The organism is Paenibacillus sp. MABNR03, from assembly GCF_050455445.1.
GTDB lineage: Bacteria > Bacillota > Bacilli > Paenibacillales > Paenibacillaceae > Paenibacillus > Paenibacillus xylanilyticus.
On the sequence record NZ_JBCIYR010000009.1, the window covers coordinates 73,873 to 100,272 of the forward strand.

Here is a 26,400-nt window from a genome sequence, read left to right on the forward strand (position 1 = left end):
CTTACGATTGCTGCTCCAATGCGAGCAATTGCTCCTTGGTTTGCAGACCGCCTACATAACCTACCAGGGTACCGTCTTTTCCGCTGATGCGGTGACAGGGAATAATAATCGGAATCGGATTTTTGCTAATGGCATCCAGAACTGCGCGAACAGCTTTGGGCCTTCCGATCGTTTCCGCAACCTGCTGGTGTGATGAGGCCTCTCCATAAGATATATCGGACAGGACTTGCCAGACTTGTAGCTGGAACGGTGTTCCAAGCAAATCCAGCTGTAATTCGAAGGATTTTCGTTCTCCGGCAAAATACTGCTGAAGCTGCTTCGCAGCTTCGCTCAGCTTCTCTTCATTTTTCTCATACCGATACTCGCCAATCCAGGTTCGGGCCCATTGCTGCAGGTGAGCCTCACGCACATGAAATGCTCCAAAATCAATATGACACAGGCCTTTATCCGTAGCACACAGGGTAAGTGTACCAATCGGTGTCAGCACTTCATCATAATATACCGGCGTGCCATGAAGTCCGGTGACGGCTGAAGGCTTCCACGCAGCGGCCTCCTGTTTTTTCGGTTGCCCGGACGGATTGAAATCCGTATCAGCCGGTTCATTCTTCTGTTCTTCTTGCTGCTTGTCACTTACTAGCCCAACCTGGGGCTTATCGGGTAAGGACCCGGACGAACGGAGTCGCTCCTTGGCCTTCTGCAGCATGCTTAGTACGTTCCCATCTTGTTCGTTAGCGGCAGCTTCCCCAATTGCTCTCATTGCGTCTTCTCCTCCAATTCTGCTCAGCGCCCAGGCTGCGGTTCCCCGCAGCTCAGGACGCGGATCACGCTTCAGTACCTCCGACAGCTTCGGCACAGCGCTTTTGTCTTTGAAATTGCCAAGTGCGATGACTGCGTTGCGTTGAATCGGCTTCTTGCCCCGCCAGGCGGCGGAGCTCTGACCGAATCGTTCCTTGAACTCCCGGTTGCCGATATCCAACAGTGGCAGCAGCAGCGGCTTCACAATCTCCGGATCGGGCTGCAGATCGGGATGGTGATCCCAGTTTTTGCCCCGATTCTTCGGACAGACGATCTGACATGTATCACAACCGTACAGACGGTTGCCTATTTTTAACATAAACTCTTCATCCACGAACCCTTTCGTCTGGGTTACAAAAGAAATACACCGCTGTGCATTCAATTGCCCCGGACCCACCAACGCTCCAGTCGGACAGGCATCGATGCATTTCGTACATTCCCCGCAATCTTCCGTCACCGGTGTATCCGGCTGGAAGGGAATGTTGGTCACCAGTTCACCAAGATAGATCCATGACCCAAACTTGGGTGAAATGATGGAGCAGTTTTTGGCGCTGAAACCAATGCCCGCTCGCTGGGAGACTGCACGGTCAACTAGTGCCCCTGTATCCACCATGCTCTCAATCATGGCCTCCGGTACCCGTTCACGTATAAAATTCACCAGTTTGTCCATCGCTTCGCGCAGCACATGGTGATAATCCCGGCCCCATGCCGAACGGGCCAAAATGCCACGATACGCGCCAGGCTCCGACTTCGGTGGATTGATCATCTTCGATGGATATGCCACAGCTATCGCAATGAGTGAGGCCGGCTCGCCTTCCTTCAAAGCAGGACGCACCCTTTTCTCAATATCCGGCTCTTCAAATCCAGACTCATAACCGTTAGCCCGATGCTGCTCCAGCAGTGATTTTAATGACACAAAGGGCTCTGCTGAAGCAAAACCGACATCATCAATGCCCAGTCCGGGAGCAGCTGCCTTGATCTCCTGTTTCAACTGTTCCCACACAGAACCAGCCTGAGCCGCCCCGGTCTGTACGCTCGTCATGTTCTCTTCCCTCTCTTCTTCTCCACTCTTATTTACTAAACAGTGAACGCCCGCCTCACTCGGGAGGACAGGCGTTTATATCGATATACGATCCGCGTATACCCTATTTAAATGGATAAGGGGCAATATATTTGACGCAAAATGCAGTCCAAAGTTTCCCCATCCCAACATTTTACAGTTTCTTGATTTCAGAAAACGGCCAGAAAATAAACTCGGCTCTCCCAACAATCTCACTGGACGTGATGCTCCCAAATACACGACTGTCCTTGCTTTTGCCTTCATGACGGTTATCCCCCATCACAAAATAATGATCGTCCTCAAGCGTGATCGGTCCAAAATCAGGGTCCTGCACCTCGGTATCCGTATACGTCTCTGCCTGCTGTTCTCCATTCACGTACAAATGGTGATCACGAACTTCAACCGTATCCCCCGGAAGTCCAACAATTCTTTTGACCAAAAAATCCTTTTTCTCCACACCCTCACTGGGGTCCCGCAGCACAATGACATCAAACCGGGATGGTTTTCCAAAGTCATATACAATCTTGTTCACAAACAAACGGTCACGCTCGACCAGTGTCGGCTGCATGGACTGACCCTTGACCATCGACAGATTAAACACAAACAGGTTGAGCAGCATCATAATCACAAAAGCAATAACGATGGTCTTCACCCAGTCCCACAGCTCTGCTGCCCAGGACTTGCCCGGCTGTTCAGACCCTGTCTTATCACTGCGGTCTTCGACATTCATATGCTCTGTAGAAGGTATATTGGAGTTCAAAAGGGACACCTCGTTTATCAATTTTGTTCCAAATAAGGCGAAAATACTCCCTCTAAGTCTATCTCATTTGCGAGAGTGAAACAATTGGTTATGAACACCAATACCTGAGTCATAATTGGCAGAGTACCGTCATACAAATAGAAAGGCATATCCCCACGTGGTTACGTTGAAAGGATATGCCTAATATAAAATGAAAATCTGTTTTATTTCTTTTTTTAATCATTCAAACCTAAGCTTTGGACAAAATACTAAGCTTCTGAAAAGCACTTAATATCCGATTGGCACCGTAACCCATAGCTTCATACAGAGGCATGGCTGCTTTGTTGTGCTCATCACCCGCGACCCATATTTGGCTGACTTTCCGTTGCTGGAAACGTTGCTCCATGGCCTCGACAAGTTTTTTACCGACTCCACGGCGACGATAGTCTGGATGGACCGCAATACGGTAGATGCATCCCTGGTTGTGATCAATCGTACCGATCAAGGCGCCGACGAGGTCTCCCTCTTCTTCCGCAACCATAATCAGGTCAGAATCCCATGACAATTGACGGGCAAACGGGCCCATCGTGTTCTCATAACACTCTTCCGATAGTGCAACCTGGAGAAGCTCCGTCATCTGGCTTGCATCACTCAACTGAAAGGAACGAACGTGCATGTCTTAAATCTCCCTTTTCGTTAGCTTAGATGAGGTTTTACAAAAAGGGGAACCCCTTTTTACCAAAAACCCAATGTTCGAATAATGACAAAAAACGAGAAAATACCGCTTCTCCGTCAATTAAACCATACTTTCCGCCATAAAACACGCATTTTCTTTTGAAAGCGCTTAATTGTAACCGTTTACATCCGAATATTAATCTTTTTGCCTATTAATTCACTGGAAACCACATAAATATATTCATAATGGGTAAAATATGTTTGTTATCTCGAGTCATGCATTTGATCAACGCCTCAGGGGACTTAATAAACAAAAATGTTGCTTAATTAGCCCGAATGCGGTTTAATATTAGTGGCAAGGGTATTATTACATATGTACCTGGGCAATTTGCATAAATCCAAATGAGCGACTTCCAATCAGCAAGATATAGATCGAAATGATTCTATTTGTCTCCATCTTGTACCCGGGAGCGGTTTGAAACGAATTATGCAAAATGCTGACTTAAAAATTTAAAATCTCAGGAGGTATTTTCACTATGGCTTTTCAATTACCGGCACTTCCTTACGCTAACGACGCACTGGAACCACATATCGATGCACAAACGATGGAAATCCACCACGATCGCCATCACAATACTTATGTAACTAACCTTAACGCAGCTCTGGAAAGCGCTCCTGAACTGCAAGAAAAAAGCTTGGAAGATCTGATTGCTAACCTTGACAGCGTACCAGAAAGCATCCGCACAGCGGTTCGCAACAATGGTGGTGGGCATGCTAACCACAGCCTGTTCTGGGAAATCATCGGACCTAACGGTGGCGGCGCTCCTACTGGCGAGATCGCAGCTGCAATTGACAGCGAACTGGGCGGCTTTGACAAATTCAAAGAAGACTTTGCAAAAGCAGCTACAACTCGTTTCGGTTCCGGTTGGGCTTGGCTCGTTGTTGGTAAAGACGGCAAACTGTCCATCACCAGCACACCTAACCAAGACAGCCCGCTCTTCGAAGGTCTGACTCCGGTTCTGGGTCTGGACGTATGGGAGCACGCTTACTACCTGAAATATCAAAACAAACGCCCTGACTACATTGGCGCTTTCTGGAATGTAATCAACTGGGATGAAGTAAACAAACGTTACGCAGCAGCGAAATAAGACTGCCTGCCTATAAGAAGAGCCTGATTCAGTCATTGCGACTGAATCAGGCTCTTTTGTTTTGTGGTTTGCTTTTATAGTTTACGATCTATATATTTCTTGTTGTAGTTGAGGCAAGTTAAGTTAAGTTAAGTTAAGCAATCATTCACTCACTTCATCATAGGCGCCAGAAAAATAACTGCTGAGCAGCTTCAGAAAGACATTAGGAAATGCCAGCTTCTCCATATCCTTGGGCCCGATCCAGCGATAGATGAGCCCGTCCCTCTTGCCTGTATGAGTCAGGGCAGAGTTGATGGATGCTTCGGCAGCTTCCGGAAGTATTTCCCCGTCCAGATCCGATGCTGAACGAGCAGCATCAAGCACGGAAGCAGCCATCTCCTTGGTTGCCGCCTGTACCTCGTAGGCGGCTCTGGCTTCCGCAGCGATCAGCGGAAGCTCATCACTGCCCTGGTCCTGCTCGGTGCACTTGTACACCTGCAGGTTCCATACAATGTGGCTGAACACATGCTCCGCATGAGTAGCCAGCCCCTCCGGGCGGGCGGCGAAGCCCTCCGCCCACAGACTGCCGGCCAGCAATGCCATGGCCGGCTCATCGGCCAGCGGCCCCGCCGCCTTGCCGGCTGCGGCGGGCGCCGCCAGCACATGCGGCAGCTCCCACATGCGGGCTAACAAGCCCGTCGCTGGGCGCTGGCGCACAAGCACTTGGCCGCGATGCTTGCCGCGGCCCTCCACCAGGGCGACCAGCCGCTGCTCAGGGCGCGGCGGCTTCGCCTTGGTCTTGACCGGCAGCGTAAGCTCCCGTCCGGCGATGCGTCCGGAACATTGCTCCATGACCGGGCAAGTCAGGCAGTGCGGCGCTTTTGGCGTGCACACCAGCGCACCAAGTTCCATTAGCGCCTGATTGAAATCACGCGCCTGCCCCTCCGGAATGAGCTCCCCTGCGAGCTCTTCCATCAACACCCGGGTGCTGCCCTTCATAATGTCCTCATCAATGAGGAAGTATCGGGACAGTACCCGCATGACATTGCCATCTACCGCAGGCTGCGGCTGGTTGAAGGCAATGCTGAGAATGGCCCCGGCTGTGTACGGGCCCACTCCTTTTAACGCAAATACCGCCTGTTTGTCCTGCGGCATTTCTCCCCCATGCAGCTCCATTACCTGTCTAGCAGCCGCCTGGAGATTGCGTGCACGGGAATAATAGCCCAGGCCCTCCCAGTTTTTCAATACATCCTCTTCCGGCGCTTCAGCCAATGCCTGAACTGTCGGGAAATTGGCGATAAAACGGTTAAAGTACGGTATAACTGTATCCACCCGAGTCTGCTGAAGCATAATTTCCGATACCCACGTAAAATAGGGATTATGATGACGACGCCAAGGCAAGTCCCGTCTATTGATCATGTACCAATCCAGCAAATTTACACTGAAATGTTGCTTTTGTTCCATTAAACCCATATTTCCGTCCTCTCCTGTTACCTACCTATTCATGAACTCCCGTCTTCCGGTCTACTTGTCCGTCTTCTCCACAATGGCAAACGCCGCTGCAAGCTCTGTCTGATGCGTAATGCTAAGATGAATATCATACTGTTGATCATACGGTAATTGAAGCCGTTCCCATGCCTGGCTCGACAACGTGGCAACCGGACGGCCCTTTTCGTCAGGCAGCACTTCGATGTCCGTAAAACTCATAACACTACCGATGCCGCAGCCAAATGCCTTGGATACGGCTTCTTTTGCTGCAAACCGGCCAGACACAAATTCAGTTATCCTTCTCCCTCGTTCAGCTGCCAGTTTCCGCTCAGCCGGAGTCAAAATTCGTTTCAAAAATGCTTCGGCATGACGACCGGACAGCAGCTTGTGCATGCGTCCAATCTCCAGCACATCGTTTCCAATTCCATATATCATTAACGATTCACCCGCTTAATCTTTTATGCTGTATTGAATCTTTAATTGTCTCTATAATCCGCTGCTAATCCGAACACGTATTCTATTGTAGCAGGAGGTGCATCCAGAAGCGAGTACCTCGCCGACATTACCATTTATGTTCAAATAAGAATCCGGAGCACATCTTGTATGAATGCCGTTTATAATACAGCAAAAAGAGTCGCTGCCTGACGCAGTGACTCTTTTTCGTTCACATACTTAACCATTCATCATGTAAATTTAGCAGCCACATTTTAGATGCCTGGGATGGCATTACGTTTGTGGTGAGTGCGTGTATAGAAAGCTTCAAGACGTTCCTGCGCAGCAGGGTTAATTTGCTTGCCTTCCAGATAGTCACTGTTATCGTCATAGGAGATGCCCAGTTCCTTCTCATCTGTTTGGCCTTCCCATAATCCTGCCGATGGTGCTTTGTCCAAAATCTCCTGTGGTACACCTAAATAAGCAGCAAGCTGACGAACCTGACGTTTGTTCAGGCTGCTCAGCGGTGTAATGTCAACGGCTCCATCGCCCCACTTCGTGTAAAAGCCAGTGATTGCTTCAGATGCATGATCCGTGCCCACTACCAAGAGGTTTTCTTCAAAAGAAAGCGCATATTGCATCACCATGCGTGTTCTTGCTTTGACGTTCCCTTTACCCTGCGGAGTCATATGACGGGGGCTGCCCATCGATTTGAAACCCTGTTCCACTTCCAGTGCGATCTCGTTAACCGCATCTTCAATGTTGGTTTCCACCACATGTTTCAGGTCGAACGCTTTTGCTACCGCATAGCTGTGATCAATATCGGATTGTTCACCGTATGGCTGGAACACACCCAGTGTTTTGTATTCCTGGTTATTTTCGGCCGTAAGCTCGTCTGTTGCCTTTTTGCACAGCGCTGCAGCTACCGCACTATCAATTCCGCCACTGATGGCAATGAGCAGTCCCTTGGTGCCCGAGTTTTTCACATACGATTTCAGAAAGTCAACGCGTTTGCGGACTTCCTCTTCTTCATTAATGCTAGGCTTAACCTTCAACTCAGCGATGATCTGTTGTTGCAAACTCATCGTTCAACACACCCCGTTTCTAATAATAATGAAATTTGATGTCCAGCTTGAAAGGTCCGAATGGTTCAATAACCTTATTTTTTCAAAATGAAACGCCCCGGCATCGGTCATCCGAAGGGCGGGGCGCTTTGAGCTGCTTAACGGCAGTAACGGTCAAACGCATTGGTGAGCTCAGCCGCGATTTCCTCCGCAGAACGATCTTCCACTTGGTGACGCTCGATAAAGTGAACGAGTTCACCATCTTTCATCAGAGCGATGGAAGGTGAAGATGGAGGATACGGTGCAAAATACTCACGCGCTTTTGCTGTAGCTTCTTTGTCCTGTCCGGCAAATACCGTGTACAGGTGATCCGGTGTAATATCGTGCTGAAGTGCTTGGGATACACCTGGACGACATTGCCCTGCTGCGCATCCACACACCGAGTTAATGACAACCAGTGCTGTACCTTTTGCATCCGGCAGACTTGCCTCAACTTCCTCAGGGGTACGCAATTCCTGAATACCCAGACGAGTCAGCTCATCCCGCATCGGTTGAACCATATCTTTCATGTATTGATCAAATGACATCGACATTTGTTTCACTCCTTATGAATGGTTGTTCTATTATTTTGGGGAAAATGTAAAGACCTGGGTAATCCGCATTCATCATCGCTATCAGCATACAAAACATGGATTTTGATGATGTTGCTATCCCTATTATACATCCCCAAGCAATGAAAGCAAGGATGAGACACCGCCTGCGGTAAGGCTTCTTTCATAATAGTATGTCTTGTACCCTGGCAAAATATGCTGAACGCTTATCGCGGAAACGAAACTTTGAAGGTCGTTCCCTCACCTTCTTGTGACTCTACCGTAATAGTTCCGTTGTGCCGTTCCACAATGCTGCGACACATGGATAAGCCCAGCCCGGTTCCTTTGGCCTTGGTCGTATAAAAAGGTTCGAACAATTTCTCCTGCTTCAAACGAGGTATGCCCAAACCCGTATCGTGCACACATAGCTCTACCTTATCATCCACCATCCGCGTTTCAAGCGTCAGCACCCCTTTCTCCGGCATGGCTTCCATACCGTTGCGAGCCAGATTGAGCACCACCTGCTTGATTTCTTTCGAATTCAGGTGCAGCTTCGGCACATTATGGTCCAGCATGAGCTCAATGCTCTGTCCACGCAGATTCGCATCCGCCCATAACAAGGGGCTCAGTTCATGGATAATGTCATGCAGCTGGGACTCCTCTTTCTCTGAGATTCGGTTCTGGGCGAGGGAGAGAAAATCATTGATGATGCTGTTTGCCCGGTCGAGCTCCTCCAGTACGATGCGATAATAGTGATCCAGCGACTGCGGACTCTTCTCTTGCATCAATTGAAGAAAACCACGTACAACGGCCATCGGATTTCGCACTTCGTGGGTTATGCTAGCAGCCATTTGCCCCACCAGGCTAAGACGATCCACATTGTCCAGTTCGCTTCGCAGCATTTCCAGCTCAGTAATATCCTGAATAATCAGCATCGCTCCCGTGACCTCTCTTGTCTGGTCGAGTGAAAGCGAGTAAATCGGCACGGTCCGCGATTGAAACACATAGGAGCCGTAGCGTACGGTCATGCCGTTGATCTCCCCATGGACAACAGCCCTGCGGATACTGTTCTCCAGCTTGTCTGCCTGACCTTGTTCGACAAACTGGCTGGCAGGAAGACCGATCAGATTGGAAGTGGTCGTACAAGGCAATTGATTTCTTGCCGTTTGTTCCATCGTATCATTAACAAACTGCACCGTCCCTTCAGGGTCCACCGTAGCAATGGATAGCGGAACTGCGTTCAGGATCTGATGAAGTTTTTCCGTCTCGGTTATGTATCTGTGGTGGACTTCAGACAAATGTTGTTCAAGCCCCTGATGATGATGCATATGCTCAATCCAGAGCATACTAAAACTGCCTGCGAAAATTGCACCGATCGTGTATCCTAGTGTGATGGTAATCCATTGAAATAAGGAGAGTGCGGTACCATCATCCAATAAGGGAATGCATAGCAGACCGGAAAGCATCAATTCCGCTGTAATCAGTGAGATGACGACTGTTGTTTTGCGTGAACGCGTATAATGCTTGAATCGACTGGCCGACAACCATACAATAGGATAGAGAAGAATGCCCGTTTGAAGGAGAAATTCGTACATGTTGTAGGGGTGCGCTAAGAGAAAATAGAATAGCACATGGAGAAGGGTAAGCGTAAGGCCTATGACGGGCCTGCAGTACAGTATGACGAGCGTAAGCGGTACAATCCCTAAAGATATGGGAACATCCACAGGACCTGCATAATGGACAAACAGCAAACAAAGCAGCATGCTCGCCGCACTGGTCAATGCTAGGCTGGTGAGCATTACGCCATTACGTTCAACCTTGGCAGCTGCCTGTCTACTGAGCCCCAGATAAAATAAGGGAATCAGGAATACCGCAGAACCTGCAAGCAGTACCTGTAAAAGAATGTCCTTCAATGCAACCACCATGCCATCTCCCTCCTCGCCCGCACATTCCCTCATGTATTTCTGATTAAAACATAGGCGACAGTATATTACAATATATCCCTTGAGACCGCATAATAGAACAGTTGCTTCATCATAAATGGTCAAAAATATGGACCATTTAAGCCATAATCCTGCATATTTCGATTTTATGTACAACATATAGAGAAGCACTATCCTGGGTATCTATATATGGTTTATTTAGTCCCATTTGTCAGGGTTGGATGTAGAATAATTAAACAGACAAAATCAATAAAAAAAGAGGGTAATAAAATATGTATGATGTCATTGTAATTGGTGGCGGTTCCGCAGGATTGATGGCCTGTGTTGCTGCTGCCGAGCATGGAGCCTCTGTGCTTCTGCTGGATAAAGGAGATCAACTCGGCCGCAAACTCGGGATTTCCGGTGGTGGTCGCTGCAATGTGACCAATGCCAAAGAAACGGATGAATTGATTAGGCATATTCCCGGTAATGGGCGTTTCTTATATAGCTCCTTTCAAAACCTGGACAATCAGGGCATCATGCGTTTTTTTGAAAACCTGGGAATTGCCCTGAAAGAAGAAGATAACGGAAGAATGTTCCCTGTTACAGATAAAGCCAAAACGGTGGTTGATGCTCTGGTAGGCAAGGTGGTTTCCCTTGGTGTGGAGATTCGAACCAAAGAGCCCGTGAAACAGCTCATTCATAATGGGCAGCACGTTCAGGGTGTTAAACTCGCTTCGGGGAAAACCGTTATGGCGCATGCGGTCATTATAGCTACCGGAGGCAAATCCGTACCTCAAACCGGCTCAACTGGGGATGGTTATCCTTGGGCTGAATCAGCCGGGCATACGATTACGGAACTGTACCCGACGGAGGTACCTATTGTTTCCGGTGAGAGCTGGATCCAATCCAGAGAACTGCAGGGGTTGTCTTTGCGGGATGTGGGGTTATCCGTACTGGACGCCAAAGGCAAAACCGTGATTTCGCATCGTGGCGACATGATCTTCACGCATTTCGGTGTATCCGGGCCCATTGCGCTGCGCTGCAGCCAGTTCATTCGCAAGGTACAGATGAAATCAGGCAACTCGCAGGTCATGATGAGTATTGATCTGTTTCCTGACCTGTCACCAGCTGCACTGGAAACAAAGGTTCAGCAGGTGCTGGAACAGGAGTCACGCAAGGCGGTTAAGAATATTTTGAAAACATGGGTGCCTGAACGCATGATTCCATTATTGATGAAACGTGCCGAGATTAGCGAAGATCTGACGTTCCACCATTTTCCCAAAGGCATGCTCAGCACGCTGTGCGGACTAATGAAGGCTTTTACCTTCCGCGTGGATGGGACACGTTCTCTCAAAGAAGCTTTCGTCACTGGCGGAGGTGTGCACTTAAAGGAAATATACCCAAAAACAATGGAATCCAAGCTGCTGCATGGTCTATTCTTTTGCGGAGAGGTTTTGGACATTCATGGTTACACGGGAGGATATAACATCACGGCTGCATTCTCTACCGGATACACGGCTGGCATGCACGCGGCTGAGTACAAAAATGACAGTATATAGCGTCCGCACCGGACCATAATCAGCAAAAAACCTCGAATCCACGTGATATGGAACTCGAGGTTTTTCTTCTTCTTGATTACGCTTTGACACTGCCGGAAAATCCATCGACTGAATCATCAAATGTGGGGTCATCATCCCGATTATGCAATCCCTGTTGGAGCCCACCACCCTGGTTTCCGTTCGCATAACCTTCCTGCCAGTCCTCATTCACAATATGAGCCGGTATGGATATATCCTGAAATTGATCCAGCCCGTCTGTTTCCGACAGGAATACGGCGCTACCTCCGTGTGACTGTACAATCTCCACCGCGGACTGTGTGTCCTGGCGATCGGTCGGAATGTAGAGTTCCAGCGGCCCGGATTGATACGGCTTATATCCGAGCTCCTTCAGCGTGTCTTCGGCAGCAAGCAATGCTGAAGCGTCTGAAAAATGTACCTGCAGTTCACTATCATCCATCATTCGTTCTCTTCCTCCTCGCTACAGCTGATCCCTGGCTTTCTTATCCATGAGATCTATCTTCTATAGCATGGTCAGTTATGAGAAACGATATGCGATAACTTCTGAAAGGAAATACTTCAAGCCGAACGGGTCAATCGAATCCAGCCCCCCACATATAGACAAAAGAGTCCGAAGACCACAACAGCTGCCGCAACAACGACACTTGCCAACCAGCCGAGCCAGGTTATTCCCAATGCAAGACCCATGAGGATGCCCAGCGGGATAAACAGCATCCGAACCATCATCAACCCTGCACGGTGCAAAGCTGTCGGGTCATAGGATACGAGCTGAACATATTCCGAAGTCGCAAAAATATCCCATGAACGGAAGAACAGCAAGGTCAGCATTACGATCAATAAGCCGCAAACAATAACATTGACGGGAAAAGGGGGTAGCATTACGGCTACCGTGGAGAGACTACCGAGCTGCAAATACAATTTCATCGTGGATGAATCTCGAAAGAAGGCCTTGAAAGCTGTTTCGGCTGTCCGATTGGAGATGGAACGATTACGCAGCAGCCTGCGCCGTTTTCGGAAAATCAACGTTCGTGTTTGAGGCGCCTTTGGCTTGGAAACAGACCGACTTAGCATAAGTGCTGTCAGTTTCAATCTGCCACGTAAATCCTCTCGTACATCCCCTTCAAATGTCCCTTTCATTACTAACCTCATTTGAGCCAAAGTTACAAGCAGAAGGATTGCGGCAAAGATTCCCGCAAGCTGTCTCCAGATATCCCCGTGCATCCAGGTCGTTGCATGAATTGTAAACAGCCCCATAGCAATTGCGGCAGAGGTTAATTGAATCCAGCGTCTCCATCCGGTATATCGAACCTTGACTATGTGCAGCGCCATAGCTTGTAATGAAGCAACCACGCCGAACCAGAGCGCAATGAGCACCATATCGGTGAGCGACATACCGTAAACACGTGACAACAGGGGAGCGATCAAGGCCGTAATCACAATCATTTTGCCCAGATGCTGTATACAAGCCCGGATAATCCCCTGCTTCATCAAAGTCCGCATCCATAACGGTCTCGATTTCAAAAACAGTACATCCGCTTCCTCCACAAAGATCAGTACACCGCCTGAAAGCATAACGATGTCAATCAGACCTGTCAGCATAGGCAAAGATAGTTCAGTCGCCCATGTTGGCAGCGATTTGGTCCATAAACTCAAATACCACCCGCTCAGATACAGCAGTCCTGGAACGAGCAGATACACCCATACTGTCCAGTCAACCGCCAGTTTCAAATTCTTCAACTGCTCGTAAAAATGCTCCCTGCTCCTGCGTCTATATAAACCAAGTGGCGTATATCTATCGGCCTTTCCCATGTTCTCTCTCCTCTCCGATCAGGATGTCAATATATCAAAACAGTCGAATAAGGATGCATTGGGCAGTTCGGCCACAGCACGGATCTCTTCCAGTGTCCCTTCAGCGGCGGATCTGCCGGCGGCAATCAATATAAATCGGTCACAGATTCGTTCCGCCGTATCGAGCACATGCGTGGACATTAATACACCCGCCCCGCGCCGGCGTTCACCATCGAGCAGCTGCAGAAAATCCTTGGTTGCCCGCGGATCCAGTCCAATAAACGGCTCGTCTACAATATAGACATCAGGAGAGGCTAGAAATCCGATCATCAGCATCATTTTCTGACGCATGCCTTTGGAAAAACTGGCCGGAAGATCATCGCGCACATGATCCATGCCGAAACGAACCAGTAACTCCTCCGCTCTCGCGACAAAGTCCTCTTCCTCCATTTCATACGCGGCTGCGGCCAGATCAAGATGTTCCCATAGCGTCATATATTCGTAAAAGACCGGTTGCTCAGGGATATAGGCATATCTGCCCTTTCCACCGATTTCAATCTCATACTCGGCGTGCTCCAGCAAGCCAAGCATCGTTTTGATGGTCGTGCTTTTGCCCGCACCATTCGGACCAATAATCCCCACCAGTTCACCTGGGTACACCTGGATTCGGATGCTTCGTATCGTCGAATGACCGGATTCATATCCAGCCTCTGTTATATGTACGTCCAATATGGACTGCTTCAATGCGGTATCCTCGTTTTCCATTTCCATATTTTTCACTCCCTGTCCGATCAGGTCACTTGTTTTGGTTTGTTTCATTTATTGTAATCGAGTTGCTGGCTGAATGGTTTGATCAATCTAAGCATTTCTATCGAATTATAGATAAGTTTTTATGGGACCATTTAGAAAGGTAAAAAAATATCTATAACTACGCACAAAAAAGCAGGGGTTCCGAAGCCCCTGCTTTTTATAATTAGAGTGAAATCTCATGATTTCCCCCTTCGGATTAGTAAAAATTAAGGGAATTTTTGCCTGCTCCTCATTAATTATTCTCCTGCAGTTACCGCTTCAGTCACCAGCTTTCCATCGATCTTACTCTGTTTGCGTTTCAATACATAAATCAATCCGAGCAGTGTCAGCAAAATGCCAGAGCATACAAAAGCCGGGATAACACCAAAAGAGGAGACCAGAAAACCACCGACAACCGGGCCCATAATATTGCTTGCTGTCATGACGCTGCCTACAGTCCCAAACACACGTCCTGTCATCGCTTCAGGAGTCCGTTCCTGCAGCAGAATCTGGAAGGGTACCACAGCGAACCCAATTCCGATCCCCGCTAGAGCAAACAGTGACACCAGCAGCAGATTAGCAGCCAGACCAGCATGCGGCCAAAATCCGACAACCATTCCTGCTACGCCAATAACGAGCCCCGTTACCGACGTACCGAGCCCCATTTTGAGCACATGTCCTGCTCTTTTCCATTTCCGCACACTCATCGCAGCGATTAACGTCCCAACACCACTGGCTGCAACGCACCATCCCAGTAAATCACTTGAAATCCCGGGAAGCTGCCTGAACAGGACAACCGTCTGGGAGTCCGCAAATTGCAGAAACAGAATGGCAGATGCAAGCAGAACGAGAGAAGTGCCTACCTGTGGAAGAGAAGCAAGCATACGAATGCCTTCCAATGTATCGTTTAAAAATGTACCATTTTGGCGGGTCTCAATATCCCCTTCTGAATCATCCTTACCTTCTTGTACGATCTGTGTGGCCGATTGGATCATCCGCGAGCCAGGAATCCACAGCAGAATAATACCCGAAAGCAGGAACGAGACTGAATCCAGAACAAAACACCAGGTGATCCCAAAGGCCGCTACCAGCAGCCCTCCAAGCGCAGGGCCGATAATTTTGGACATCTGTTCGATAACCGAACTAATGGAAACAGCTTGAGCCAGCTGGCCATGCGGCACGATCTCCTTCAGCTTCCCGTTCTTCGCGGGTGAGAATACAACGTCGAACAAGGATTTGAGAATCAGCAGCACATACACATGCCAGATCTGATCGGCAAAAATAAACCCGGCTACAATAACAATTCGTGCGCCGTCCGCAACAATCATCAACCATTTTCGGTTTAGCCGATCCGCCAGCGCACCTGCAAAAGGACCCGTAAGCAGTACAGGTAAAGCCGCACAAAGTGTTGTAAATGTAATTTCCCATGGCGTTGCATTCCAACGGATGCCAACCAACGTCAAAATGGCCAACAGATGCAACCAATCGCCCAGATTGGAGACGGCCTGTGCCACCATCAGTGTTACAAAAGGACGGTTATTCTTCAATTCATGTTGTCCCTTTATTGTCATTTCCATTTTGCTTCTCCTCCACCCTTACCGGAATATTGATATGTATTTAATTATAGAAAGCAGTACTTGTCCCAGCCTCCTTCCAGAGACGGAGAGGAGGCCGTATCTGAAGGATGATATTTCCAGGACAGGCTGCCTGGGCCGGAGGCAAATGATTAAATTTTAAATGCTAAAAATGCAAATCTTGTGACATATCGCATGTTTTTCGTGGAAACAGAGGCTTACAATAAGGACATGGCGACATTCTGAATCGTCAAACGTAACCCTACTCATTTCAACTTATATCACTAATCTGAAAAGGCGGGATCAGCATGCTGGAATTACAAGAAATCGGAACCGAACGTTCACTTCATCTGTACCGCACCTTGGCCAAAACATTCAAGAGCTTGAATGAACACGCTGTATCCGGTAGCAAAGTGCATGGCTTCAACCCAACAGCATACGGAGTATTGGAAGTACTGTATATCAAGGGAGCACAGCCGATTCAACAGGTAGGCGCACAGCTTCTGCTGCAGAGTGGGAATGTGACCTATGTCATTGATAAGCTGGAACAAAAAGGACTTTTACATCGCAAACACTGTCCACAGGACAGACGGATTATATTTGTGGAACTGACAGAGGAAGGCCACCGAACCATGGATGATATCTACCCTGGGTATGCACACAAGATTGATCGTGCAGTCAGTGATCTGAGCGAGGGGGACAAAACGTTGCTGTCTGAGTTGTTGGAAAGGCTCGCGCATAGCGCAGACCGTTTATCTGCGAATGGTTGAAGGACACCTTGATGAATATGGAAAGTAAAATAACCGGTTCGCCATCCTGCGGCGCAACCGGTTATTCCTGTTGAATCAACTATATAGAATCCACATCAATACCGCGAGGGCTGCAATGACAAGTCCTCCTGCAATCAGCAAATGTACAATGTATCTGGACATGCTGGACTCACTGTGGCCTTCAATCTCCCTAAGCGTCTCTTCGTACTTATGCCTGGCTTCATCTTCCTTGGCCGAATTCAGATTATTGGGAAACAAAATCCCCACCTCCTTCACCAATTGATTTCCTATATTTTAACATCATATCCTGTATTATTCTCTTCCGTGCTTCCGGGGCTTGAATATCCATCCTAGACTGGTTTGCCACACCAAAAAGACAAACGTAGTGGTCAGTACATATAAATACGGACCGAAATACTGAAAAGCACTCATCTTATATACAAATATCGAAAATACAAGTCCACATCCCACACCCAGCAGAAAATAAGAAACGATCACATCCATCGCCCTTATCTCCAGTCCCCTCTTCTTTCTTGCAGCAAGCAAACCGTCTACGAACAAGGAGAACGGCATAATCAGGAATAGAATTGTGGCTGCGTTAATAAGCAGGCTTATGACCGATGTATACCACAATGGATAGTAATATGTATCTTCAACCCGGTCCGCCAATTTTACATATCTTGAGATTCCAACATACAGGGAAATGGATATTCCGCTCAGCATCGCTGCGAGTATTTTAATGGGAAATGGAACGAACCAAACAGATCGAGTCCATGGCTTATTCAATATACCGGCCCCCCATCTATAGAAATGAGTATTTTAAATAAATTCATTAATACATAATAACTTCTTGTAATTATATCAAATTCATTTCTGGAAATAACCAAAAAAGCAGCTGATTACCAGCTGCTTTGACGTGAAAATTCATTCTGTTATCTAGATGAGTTAACCAGTTGATAGAACTTTGATATGTACCGCACGGTGTTGTACGCTCATTTTCCAGCAACCTGGGCCTGCTTCGGCTTCGGCATATTTACCTCTCCCTCTTCCGGTACAATGAGACGTTTGCGTAATGCTACTGTCGTTAACCACGATACAATTGCGATGACAAACATGATGACAAACAGGGAATGCAGACTGCCTTCCAACACATTTCGGAGCAGTGCCCACTTTTCACCAGACAGGGCGGCATCCGTATGCGGTGCGAGCAGCTCATTCAGGTCACGATCAGAAATGCCGGCATCAGCCAAGTTCTGTTCACTGGACAACTTCGAAATTCGGTAATTCAACCATGTGCCGAAAACGGCTGCACCAATGGTTTGGCCCAGTGTACGCATGAACGTATGCAGTGCTGTTGAAGAACCACGTTCCTGATATCCGACGGAGGACTGTGCAATAATGGTGAATATCGTAAACGCAAAGCCAAAGCCAAGCCCATAGATAAAGGTTAAAATAAACAGCACGGCCTGCGGCGATGTTCCTCCTACCAGGAAAAGTCCTCCTGAGCCGATGGCAATTCCGGTTAATCCAATGAGAGCAGTTAAGCGTGAACCAATCTTCATGAGGAGACGACCCGCCAGCACGCTTCCGATTAACCAGCCTACAGACATCGGTGCCAGCAGCAGCCCGGATTCAGTTGCATTGCCTCCCCGAACCCCCTGCACCCATAGCGGCAAATAACTGGTCAGGCCGATCATTAACGTACTGGTCAGCAGTCCGGCAATATTAGCGACACGGATATCCCGAATACGGAACAGATGCAGGGGAACCATCGGAGCCTGGGCTCTTTTTTCCACAACGAAAAACAAGATCATGAACACAACGGCCACCGCACTCAGTCCCATAATGAGCGGAGAACTCCATGCGTAATACTGTCCACCTGCCGACAATACAAAGAGCAATGCGGTTATGCCAACAGTAAATGTTAACGCACCCACATAGTCGATTTTGGCGGTACGTGGGGATACGTCCTCTTTCAAATAACGAAACACAAACCACATGGCAAGCAAGCCAAATGGCACATTGAATCCAAAAATCCACTGCCAGCCGAGATTATCGACGAAGTAACCGCCAAGCAGCGGCCCTGCCAGGGAAGATATGCCCCATACCGAACTGATCCAGCCTTGAATCTTGCCTCGTTCTTCAATACGGTAGATGTCTCCAATAATCGTAAATGTAACAGGCACTACCGCCCCTGCCCCAATCCCCTGAATTGCACGGTAAATAATCAGCTGCTCCATGTTCTGTGACAAACAGCAGAGCAGTGAGCCGAGCAAAAACAGCGCGCAGCCAATCAGGAACACAGGCTTTCGGCCGTACAGGTCACTGATTTTGCCAAAAATCGGTGTGCTGACAGCCATCGTGAGCAGATACGCGGTAAAGATCCAGCTAAGCAGCTGAACACTTCCCAGTTCACTGACAATGGTCGGTCCCGCTGGACCAATGACCGTACCTTCTATCGCTGACAAAAAGGTTGCCAGCAACAATCCCGCCAAGATGAAACTGCGTTTCAAACCTCCGGTTGTATTCACACAAACCCTTCTCTCTTCGTTCTCTGTTTATTTACGATGCTTGCGCTGCCACTCATCGTACAGCAGGGAATACATCACCATATCCTTAAATCCGGTAGACGTATGCTGTACCTGACGAAGCAGACCTTCCTGCGTGAAGCCGTTGTTGATCAGGAACTCTCCTGAAGCGGCATTCCGTGGATCCACCAGCGCCTCAATCCGATTGAGCCCCATGGTCTCATACCCGAAGGGCAGCATCACCGAAAAAACCTCAGTCATATAGCCATGCCGCCAATAATCACGCCCCAGCTCATAACCGATCTCCCCGCGGAATGCGCCTTCAAGCTGCCAGGTATTGTACCCACAGCTTCCTATGAGCCGGCCTGTTTCCTTAAGTTCAATGCCCCAGCGAATCGCCTCCTCTTCCCCTGCCATATGGTTAAGCAATCCAATCATATCCGCAGCTTCACTTGTCCCGATCATCGGTGCCAGATTCATATAGCGGGTCACCTCCCGGTCTGACCAGTATGCGAACATCTGAGCCGCATCCCGGCGGCGCATCTTGCGCAAACGGAGACGTGTTGTCTCGAGTTCGGGAATTCTCCCTTTGGATTTATACATGAAAAGACACTCCGATCCGATCCATCTCTGTAGACCATAAGATTCAATAGTCATCTAAACATAACCTGCGCCGAATGGCAACCATTCAATCATCCGTTTGACGTCAAAAAAACCGGGCCGCATGGGGTCCCGGTCTTGTTGTACGTATGATTCAATCGAGCATGTCCAGCCATAGCTTGTCCTGCCAGAGAATCATCCTCAGGCGGTTGAAGCCTTCTCATCCACCGCCAGCAGCTCATCGCTAACCCGGCCCAGTACAGCCGTAATCTCCTTAAACTCCTCAATGCCTGTCCCTGTCAGGCTCCACTGGTCCCCATGGGCGGTCAGGAAGTTCTCCTGAGTCAGATGCTCAAGCTCCTGCTTGATCTCTCGCTCGCCGACGCGATAACCGCGCTCTTCCAATAAAGGCAGTGCGTCACCAACGGTTAAATCCTGATTTTGGGCCAAATAGAGAAGATGAATCCGTACAAAAAGATTCTGTACCTCTGCGTGCATAATCCAAGCTCCTTCCAGGGTTATAGCCCTCCGTGATTGCTAAGTAATTACCCCGTGCGAGAAGCTGAGAAACAGGATGTATTTACATGGGTTTTCTTTTATAAGTAAAAATTTTGCCGAATTCCTCCGCTTGACTAAAGGCAAGCACTGCACTATCTTAAAAAATAAGTACCATTTTTGCTCGGGAGGGTGATTCATCATGTTTCAAGCTGTTTCCTATGAAGGAACACGAAGCGAGCAGCACACCGCCGTCCTGGGACAGTTAAGTGCTCTGATCCGCGATGAACCAAGCGCCATTGCCAATCTGGCAAACGCTGCGGCGCTGCTCAACGTATTTTTGACCGATACCAATTGGGTCGGCTTCTATCTGTATGATGGAAAAGAACTTGTACTTGGTCCGTTCCAGGGACTGCCTGCCTGCATCCGTATTCCGCTTGGACGCGGAGTATGCGGCACTTCTGCTGCGGAGCGGCGTACGCTCGTTGTTGACGATGTTCATGCCTTCCCAGGCCATATCGCCTGTGATGCCGCATCGAACAGTGAAATTGTCGTGCCCATTATCAAAAACGGCGAATTGTACGGGGTGCTCGATATCGACAGCCCGATCAAGAACCGTTTCGATGACGAAGACCGCCTCTTCCTGGAACAGGCAGTGAAACTGCTCACAGAGCAGCTATAAACACTTGCCAGAGGTCTCGTATCCAAATAAACAGGATGTTACAACAATCCGGGCCTGCTTATAAACGAAAAGCACAGACCTAATAGGTCTGTGCTTTTCGTTATGCCATACACATCCATGTTCTGCTCGCCCATGGTTACTTTATGCAATCAGGCTAAATCCTGTTCCGCTTTGATCATCATTCCATCTCGCAGAAATTCGGCCAGCTTCGGATGGTAACCATCGTACATCTGGCGAAAATTTTGATGCTCAACATACAGATTGCCCAAATCCCGATAAATCTCGGCAGTAGGTGTGTAATAACCCTTAATCCATTCCAGATGTCTGCCAATAATCTGCTGGACCTCCGGACTTTCAGGTCTCAGGCCATCTTCAATCGCCTGCTGCAAGTCACGGTTGATTCGGTCTATTTTCTCCTGAGAATCCAGGTAATCTTCTTTTGTTTTGATTTCACCATCATACGACATGGCTGACTCGGATTCTGCACGATGCCATCCTTGGGTGGCAACCGACTCATTGGTTGGTGACTCCGGCAGCATGCTGTGATGTCCTTTTTTAACAAAACCCTGATATAGATCGCGAACCTCAAGCTCCTGCTCTCCCTGCAAATGGGAGATCGTTTTGTCCAGAGTCTGGATCAAACCATGAAGATGGAGCGTCTTCTCCAGCAATTGAATGCGCTGCTGCTGCATCATATGAATGATATCACGAGGATCCTCCTGAAGCATTGAACCGATTTCTTCCTGCTCTACCCCCAGTTCCTTACAGAACAAAATCTGCTGGAGTTTCAACAGTTCCGGTTGCTCAACATAAACGTCATTCGTGTCTTTACCCACAAATGCAGGCGTCAGCCAACCCGATTTCACATACTGTCCCAGCTCATTCAAGCTTATACCGGACATGCCGGATACATCAGCCATTGTATACGCCATTCAAAACACCTCCTGTCTGGCCTGCTAAGTTTTAATTCATACTGCTTTTTATGTGAAATAAGTTAGTGACAATATACTTTCAGCAATGCTATGCCCCTTCGTCTAAGGGAGAAGGAGACACATGCTTTTGTACTATAAACAGCAATATTGGTTAGATTTGCGGTATGTAAAGTATTTATACCCTTCTCATTCAAAGTGAACCTGGGGTCAGTAGAGAATTTAAAGACATTTCTTCAATTTTTTTTGATAATGATAAGAAAGAATCCTGCACCGATTTTCATTGGTACAGGACCTTTTTTAATTACTGCATGTTAGATATGTTAGATCAGATATCAGCTGACTTTCAGAAACATCTTTAATTTTTATTAAACATAACAAACTTGAGTTCCGTCATTTCCTCGACTGCATATTTAACACCTTCACGGCCCATTCCGCTCTGCTTTACGCCACCGTACGGCATGTGATCCACACGGAACGTGGGAATGTCGTTAATCATTACGCCTCCGGCTTCAATGTGATCAGCTGCATGGAGTGCCGTATGAATATCGTTTGTAAACACACCCGCCTGAAGGCCGTAGATGGAATCATTCACGCGCTCAATGCCTTCTTGGGCCGAATCTATGGTGTTAATCACGACGATGGGAGCAAAGACCTCCTGACAAGACACCTTGGCATCATGCGGCACGTTAACGAGCACGGTTGGACGCAGCACGCCTCCTTCTGCTTCTCCTCCTGCTGCTACCGTAGCGCCTGCCTGCTTCGCTTCATCAATCCACTCCAGTGTCCGCTGTACATCCTTGGCTGTAATGAGTGCAGAAACAACGGTTTCCGGGTTCATTGGATCTCCTGTCACAACCTGTTTTGCGGCTTCAGCGAAGCGGCGTGTAAACTCATCTGCAATAGCGCTGTGCACATAAATACGCTGCAGAGAGATACATACCTGTCCCTGATACGTAAATGCTCCGGTCACACACCGAGGGATCACTTTGTCGAGATTTGCATCCCGGTCCACAATAACAGCAGCATTCGATCCGAGTTCCAAGGTCACCCGTTTCAATCCGGCCTTACTGCGAATGCTCGTCCCGACTGCCGGACTGCCCGTAAATGTAATATGGGCTACGCGGGGGTCAGCCACGAGCACATCACCAATCGTTTTGCCATCCCCGCTCACTACGTTCAATGCACCATCCGGTAATCCGGCTTCCTGAAGCAGACTGGCAATATAGTAGGCAGACAACGGCGTCTGCTCAGCTGGTTTCAGCACAATGGTATTGCCTGCTGCCAGTGCAGGTCCAACCTTATGGGCCACCAGATTCATCGGAAAATTAAATGGAGTTATCGCCCCAATGACGCCCAGAGGCTGGCGCATGGTATACCCGATGCGTCCCTCACCCCCCTTGGCTGCATCCAGGGGAACGGTCTCCCCTGTCAATCGCTTCGCTTCTTCTGCGGCAAAACGGTATGTTTCCACTGTACGATCCACTTCCGCAAGTGCAGCCGTAATCGGCTTGGCCGCCTCCAGCGCAATGACCCGCGCCGCTTCTTCCTTCCGCTCTTCCAGCAGGGCGGAGAGCTTGTACAAGATGTCTGCACGGCGGTGAGCAGGCATGAAGCGCATCTCCTTGCCAGCCTGAACAGCAGCTTCAATTGCAGTCTTCGCTTCCTCTGCTGAAGCGGATGACACGTCTGCCAAGGTTTCTCCGGAGTACGGAGCCTGAAGGGCTTTATATTCTAATGATGCTGTGGGTTTGCCACCAATAAACAGATGCTGTTTTTTCATTATTGATCCTCCCATTCCACAATTGCTGCGAACTGACTAATGAATTCAATGGGTCGTCATGACGATAGGAAACAACCTTCCAAATCGCTTTCATCCCTCATCTATTTATACACTACAGTGATGTCATCAACCCAGCCCATATTCTGTAGAGTTCTTATTTAACTGTTAATACTGAGCACTCTGCATGTTTCAATACACCATGGCTGACACTGGGAGCGGCGATTTCCGCCAGCACGCTTTTACCGCCTGTCCCCATGACAATCAGGTTGCATTTCCTGTCCCGCGAGACGCGGCAGATCTCATTCACCGGATCTCCTGCAATCAACAGCGTCTCATAAGGGATTGAACGTCCGGACATCAGCTCTGTTACGGGTGCGATAATATGCTGCCCTTCTTCTGCAATTCGTGCCTCGAGATCCACTCCCAAAGCCGGCTCATTCAGTGATATGGAAGGATTCACATGCACGATAATTAACTTGGCGGAATGCTTCAAACTTTCAGCTAATTCAACAGCGGTTTGCAGCGCCTTATGTGCATGATCCGACCCATCGACAGCGACTAGTATTTGTTCCAGCATTTTAATTCCCCCCATATATTAATGTGTAATGGCTGCATCGATATCACGCAAATGTCTTCGACGTACCAACAGAACGACAACACCAATGAGTACCATCAATGCGCCAAAATAAAACGGCGTTTCCGGCAGGAACCATTCCGACAATTTACCTGCAAGCCACGGTGCCAGCGCACCGCCAAGGAAACGAACGAAGCTGTATGCAGCCGAAGCTACTGAGCGTTCTACAGGCGCAGCTTCCATGACGGCTGTCGTAATTAACGTGTTGTTGATTCCGAGGAATATCCCTGCAACGATAACCGCAACAATAACCGTAGTGGATGATCCCATCACGGTACCCACAGCCATGACAACCAGGTCAATGGCAAACAGAGTAAGCATAACACTCATGGAAGGTACTGATCCAAATCGGCGCTGCAGTCTTGGAGCTACAAATACGGATGTAATTGCCAGCATCAGACCCCAGCCGAAGAACACATAACCGAGTCCGTGCTCATCCAGGTCCATAACATAAGGTGAATAAGCCATCAATGTGAAGAATCCAAAGTTATACAGGAAGGCGGTAATCGCCAGTGTTTTCAGGGATGGATAACTCAGCGCCTTAAACGGATCGGACAAGGAACTGCGCGTTTTCGGTTTGGCCATTTTGGGCAGCATAAACGTAATGCTGATGAAGGCAATTGCCATCAGAACAGCAACACCGTAGAACGGGCCGCGCCATGAGATGGAACCCAGTTCACCACCAAGCAATGGACCTACGGCGATACCAAGACCAAGCGCTGCTTCGTACAAAATAATTGCTTTGGCTGTCCCTGAAGTGGACAAACCAACAATGGCTGACAACGCCGTTGCGATAAACAGGGCATTACCCAGCCCCCAACCGCCACGGTAACCCACCAGTGCACCTACGGTGTCTGAGGTCCCGCCCAGAAAGGAGAAAATAATGATAAGCAATATCCCGCTTAACAAAGTCCATTTGACGCCGATCCGGCTGGATACAACGCCTGTAATCAACATGGCAATCCCCGTAACGGCGTTATAGCTTGTAAACAGCAATGAAACCTGGCTTTTGGATGCATGCAGCTGATCTGCAATGGCTGGCAGGATGGGGTCAACCAATCCCAGTCCCATAAACGAAATAATACACGCGAAGGCTACAGCCCATACGGCTCTTGGTTGGGACAGTAAGCCTCCACGTGATGACGGCAGTTCGTCAGGTAATGATGGTTCTCTTTTCATACATGATACCTCCTGGTTAATTATCAGCTTGAATTGTAAATAATGAAATTTTCATTCCCTTTTCAAAAGTGGATGAAACAAAACGGCACAAAATGACACCGGATCGCCGGTGCATGTACGATTTGTTTTATTGAGTATAAAATGACCCAACTTCCTTATCCGCCTTCCGGTTGGCCTGCAGCTTCATGACTCTGTAATCGCTGAATCCCGCTCTGTACCCGTTCACGCAGTTCTTTCAGTTCCTCCTGTACGGCGTGAATGCTCTGGAGTTTCTGTTCGATCAGCTGAAGCTGACCATCCAGCGTGTCTTCCATCCTGGTGAGTTTCTCAATCCGTTCCCTGACTTCGGTTGTCTGCTGGTAATCAAACCGCTGCTCATTTAGTACATCTGCCGTTGCAATATACGTATGCAGTTCCTGAAGCGAGAAGCCAAGTACTTCCTTGGCACGCACGACCTTTTTCAGATAATCAATATCCTCTCTCGTATACAGCCGCGTGCCACCGTCCGTCCGCTGAGGTGAAGGCATGACACCAATCTCCTCGTAATACCGAATGGTGCGCTTCGTCAAACCACATTCCTTGGCCACGTCGTCGATTTTGTACAAACTCATTTCCTTCACCTCACTTTTATATGTCTATAATGTTATGTACATAATTATATATAATTATAACGTTAACGTCAACGTTAGATTTTATACATGGAAAATCAACACATTTTACCCGAACGCAAAAAGACCCGCTTTCGCGGATCTTCGGTTCAGATCATATAAAATATGTCGGCATCCCTTTACGCGCCTTGCTCATTCTGCTTCCGCTGCTGAGCATGCTGCAATTCCTTTAAGCGTCCTTCAACTTTGGTAAACAGTCTGATGGTATAGAATGCCACTGCAAACAGACTGAGTACCAGTGCCTGCACGTCCGTAAACCAGAACCCGAGAATTCCAAACACCGTAATAATGACACCAAACTGCATCATCAGATTGGCACTATAACGCTGCGCTTCGTCCCATAATTCAGGATCACTCATTGCGCGCGGGGTACGATAACCATATATGCCATTAATCTTTTTCGGTGGTTTCTTAAACAACATGATGCCCAGCACGAAATAGCATACTCCGCAAATTAATCCTACAATTGCTCCTGCCAAAATGCTCTCCCCTTCTCATCAAACTTCCCT

General features: G+C 48.4%; 27 protein-coding genes. 4 read left to right on the forward strand and 23 right to left on the reverse strand.

The annotated features are described in order from the left end of the window. Position 1: 1 nt before the first annotated feature. The 3 genes from queG to AAIH57_RS27315 all read right to left on the reverse strand — a co-directional run bounded on the left by queG (position 2) and on the right by AAIH57_RS27315 (position 3,270). Entirely contained in the window at positions 2–1,837 is a 1,836-nt protein-coding gene (gene queG, locus AAIH57_RS27305) for a tRNA epoxyqueuosine(34) reductase QueG (RefSeq protein ID WP_430023721.1), read from the reverse strand. 172 nt (positions 1,838–2,009) lie between these two features. Then, positions 2,010–2,585 carry a signal peptidase I gene (gene lepB, locus AAIH57_RS27310; RefSeq protein ID WP_175395480.1) on the reverse strand — a complete coding sequence of 192 codons (576 nt, stop codon included), beginning with the start codon at positions 2,583–2,585 and terminating at the stop codon, positions 2,010–2,012. Positions 2,586–2,844: 259 nt separating this feature from the next. Further along, positions 2,845–3,270, reverse strand: a complete 426-nt coding sequence (locus tag AAIH57_RS27315) for a GNAT family N-acetyltransferase (RefSeq protein ID WP_175395437.1) — start codon at positions 3,268–3,270, stop codon at positions 2,845–2,847. A 535-nt stretch (positions 3,271–3,805) separates the two neighbouring features. Here AAIH57_RS27315 and AAIH57_RS27320 point away from each other — a divergent pair. Next, a complete protein-coding gene (locus tag AAIH57_RS27320; RefSeq protein WP_175395438.1) occupies positions 3,806–4,417 on the forward strand; it encodes a superoxide dismutase in 612 nt (203 codons plus the stop codon). Between the two features lie 141 nt (positions 4,418–4,558). Here the strand turns inward: AAIH57_RS27320 and mutY are convergent, their stop codons facing one another. The 5 genes from mutY to AAIH57_RS27345 all read right to left on the reverse strand — a co-directional run bounded on the left by mutY (position 4,559) and on the right by AAIH57_RS27345 (position 9,895). Further along, positions 4,559–5,869 carry an A/G-specific adenine glycosylase gene (gene mutY, locus AAIH57_RS27325; RefSeq protein WP_430023722.1) on the reverse strand — a complete coding sequence of 437 codons (1,311 nt, stop codon included), beginning with the start codon at positions 5,867–5,869 and terminating at the stop codon, positions 4,559–4,561. 51 nt (positions 5,870–5,920) lie between these two features. After that, positions 5,921–6,319, reverse strand: a complete 399-nt coding sequence (gene acpS / locus AAIH57_RS27330) for a holo-ACP synthase (protein ID WP_430023723.1) — start codon at positions 6,317–6,319, stop codon at positions 5,921–5,923. Between the two features lie 272 nt (positions 6,320–6,591). Continuing rightward, positions 6,592–7,401 carry an ammonia-dependent NAD(+) synthetase gene (nadE, locus tag AAIH57_RS27335; RefSeq protein ID WP_175395441.1) on the reverse strand — a complete coding sequence of 270 codons (810 nt, stop codon included), beginning with the start codon at positions 7,399–7,401 and terminating at the stop codon, positions 6,592–6,594. 137 nt (positions 7,402–7,538) lie between these two features. After that, positions 7,539–7,973: a BrxA/BrxB family bacilliredoxin gene (locus AAIH57_RS27340; protein WP_175395442.1), complete on the reverse strand. Its 435-nt coding sequence runs from the start codon at positions 7,971–7,973 to the stop codon at positions 7,539–7,541. A gap of 224 nt (positions 7,974–8,197) precedes the next feature. Further along, on the reverse strand, positions 8,198–9,895 hold the full coding sequence (locus AAIH57_RS27345) for a two-component system sensor histidine kinase NtrB (RefSeq protein ID WP_430023724.1): 1,698 nt from the start codon (positions 9,893–9,895) through the stop codon (positions 8,198–8,200). A 290-nt stretch (positions 9,896–10,185) separates the two neighbouring features. Here AAIH57_RS27345 and AAIH57_RS27350 point away from each other — a divergent pair, with 290 nt between their 5' ends. Next, positions 10,186–11,454: an NAD(P)/FAD-dependent oxidoreductase gene (locus AAIH57_RS27350; protein ID WP_175395444.1), complete on the forward strand. Its 1,269-nt coding sequence runs from the start codon at positions 10,186–10,188 to the stop codon at positions 11,452–11,454. A gap of 76 nt (positions 11,455–11,530) precedes the next feature. Here the strand turns inward: AAIH57_RS27350 and AAIH57_RS27355 are convergent, their stop codons facing one another. The 4 genes from AAIH57_RS27355 to AAIH57_RS27370 form a co-directional block, all read right to left on the reverse strand. Next, positions 11,531–11,914, reverse strand: a complete 384-nt coding sequence (locus tag AAIH57_RS27355; protein ID WP_175395445.1) for a hypothetical protein — start codon at positions 11,912–11,914, stop codon at positions 11,531–11,533. A gap of 116 nt (positions 11,915–12,030) precedes the next feature. Further along, positions 12,031–13,281 carry an ABC transporter permease gene (locus AAIH57_RS27360; protein WP_430023725.1) on the reverse strand — a complete coding sequence of 417 codons (1,251 nt, stop codon included), beginning with the start codon at positions 13,279–13,281 and terminating at the stop codon, positions 12,031–12,033. Between the two features lie 18 nt (positions 13,282–13,299). Next, complete coding sequence (locus tag AAIH57_RS27365; protein WP_430023726.1) at positions 13,300–14,031, reverse strand: ABC transporter ATP-binding protein; 732 nt, start codon at positions 14,029–14,031, stop codon at positions 13,300–13,302. Between the two features lie 275 nt (positions 14,032–14,306). Next, complete coding sequence (locus tag AAIH57_RS27370; RefSeq protein WP_430023727.1) at positions 14,307–15,626, reverse strand: MFS transporter; 1,320 nt, start codon at positions 15,624–15,626, stop codon at positions 14,307–14,309. A 305-nt stretch (positions 15,627–15,931) separates the two neighbouring features. Between AAIH57_RS27370 and AAIH57_RS27375 the strand changes: the two genes are divergently transcribed. Continuing rightward, positions 15,932–16,393, forward strand: coding sequence for a MarR family winged helix-turn-helix transcriptional regulator (locus tag AAIH57_RS27375; RefSeq protein ID WP_430023728.1), 462 nt, complete (start codon positions 15,932–15,934; stop codon positions 16,391–16,393). Between the two features lie 75 nt (positions 16,394–16,468). Here the strand turns inward: AAIH57_RS27375 and AAIH57_RS27380 are convergent, their stop codons facing one another. From AAIH57_RS27380 to AAIH57_RS27400, 5 genes are all read right to left on the reverse strand, one after another. Next, positions 16,469–16,651 carry a hypothetical protein gene (locus AAIH57_RS27380; protein WP_175395450.1) on the reverse strand — a complete coding sequence of 61 codons (183 nt, stop codon included), beginning with the start codon at positions 16,649–16,651 and terminating at the stop codon, positions 16,469–16,471. 54 nt (positions 16,652–16,705) lie between these two features. After that, a complete protein-coding gene (locus tag AAIH57_RS27385) occupies positions 16,706–17,179 on the reverse strand; it encodes a hypothetical protein (RefSeq protein WP_175395451.1) in 474 nt (157 codons plus the stop codon). Positions 17,180–17,385: 206 nt separating this feature from the next. Continuing rightward, positions 17,386–18,906, reverse strand: a complete 1,521-nt coding sequence (locus AAIH57_RS27390; RefSeq protein WP_217506378.1) for an MDR family MFS transporter — start codon at positions 18,904–18,906, stop codon at positions 17,386–17,388. A gap of 45 nt (positions 18,907–18,951) precedes the next feature. After that, positions 18,952–19,524 carry a GNAT family N-acetyltransferase gene (locus AAIH57_RS27395; RefSeq protein WP_175395453.1) on the reverse strand — a complete coding sequence of 191 codons (573 nt, stop codon included), beginning with the start codon at positions 19,522–19,524 and terminating at the stop codon, positions 18,952–18,954. A 198-nt stretch (positions 19,525–19,722) separates the two neighbouring features. Further along, positions 19,723–20,019, reverse strand: coding sequence for a hypothetical protein (locus tag AAIH57_RS27400; protein WP_175395454.1), 297 nt, complete (start codon positions 20,017–20,019; stop codon positions 19,723–19,725). 199 nt (positions 20,020–20,218) lie between these two features. Here AAIH57_RS27400 and AAIH57_RS27405 point away from each other — a divergent pair, with 199 nt between their 5' ends. Further along, a complete protein-coding gene (locus tag AAIH57_RS27405) occupies positions 20,219–20,698 on the forward strand; it encodes a GAF domain-containing protein (protein WP_175395455.1) in 480 nt (159 codons plus the stop codon). A gap of 149 nt (positions 20,699–20,847) precedes the next feature. On the opposite strand, the gene AAIH57_RS27410 is transcribed toward AAIH57_RS27405, so the two are convergent. The 6 genes from AAIH57_RS27410 to AAIH57_RS27435 all read right to left on the reverse strand — a co-directional run bounded on the left by AAIH57_RS27410 (position 20,848) and on the right by AAIH57_RS27435 (position 26,370). Next, positions 20,848–21,630 carry a MerR family transcriptional regulator gene (locus tag AAIH57_RS27410; RefSeq protein WP_430023729.1) on the reverse strand — a complete coding sequence of 261 codons (783 nt, stop codon included), beginning with the start codon at positions 21,628–21,630 and terminating at the stop codon, positions 20,848–20,850. Positions 21,631–21,985: 355 nt separating this feature from the next. Further along, a complete protein-coding gene (locus tag AAIH57_RS27415; protein WP_430023730.1) occupies positions 21,986–23,410 on the reverse strand; it encodes an aldehyde dehydrogenase family protein in 1,425 nt (474 codons plus the stop codon). A 154-nt stretch (positions 23,411–23,564) separates the two neighbouring features. Then, complete coding sequence (locus tag AAIH57_RS27420) at positions 23,565–23,987, reverse strand: universal stress protein (protein WP_175395458.1); 423 nt, start codon at positions 23,985–23,987, stop codon at positions 23,565–23,567. An 18-nt stretch (positions 23,988–24,005) separates the two neighbouring features. Beyond that, complete coding sequence (locus AAIH57_RS27425; protein WP_430023731.1) at positions 24,006–25,223, reverse strand: MFS transporter; 1,218 nt, start codon at positions 25,221–25,223, stop codon at positions 24,006–24,008. A 155-nt stretch (positions 25,224–25,378) separates the two neighbouring features. Next, the gene (locus AAIH57_RS27430; RefSeq protein WP_175395460.1) at positions 25,379–25,834 is read right to left on the reverse strand and encodes a MerR family transcriptional regulator; all 456 of its coding nucleotides are present in this window, start codon (positions 25,832–25,834) and stop codon (positions 25,379–25,381) included. Between the two features lie 176 nt (positions 25,835–26,010). Next, positions 26,011–26,370: an SdpI family protein gene (locus AAIH57_RS27435; protein WP_413037482.1), complete on the reverse strand. Its 360-nt coding sequence runs from the start codon at positions 26,368–26,370 to the stop codon at positions 26,011–26,013. Between the last annotated feature and the right edge of the window lie 30 nt (positions 26,371–26,400).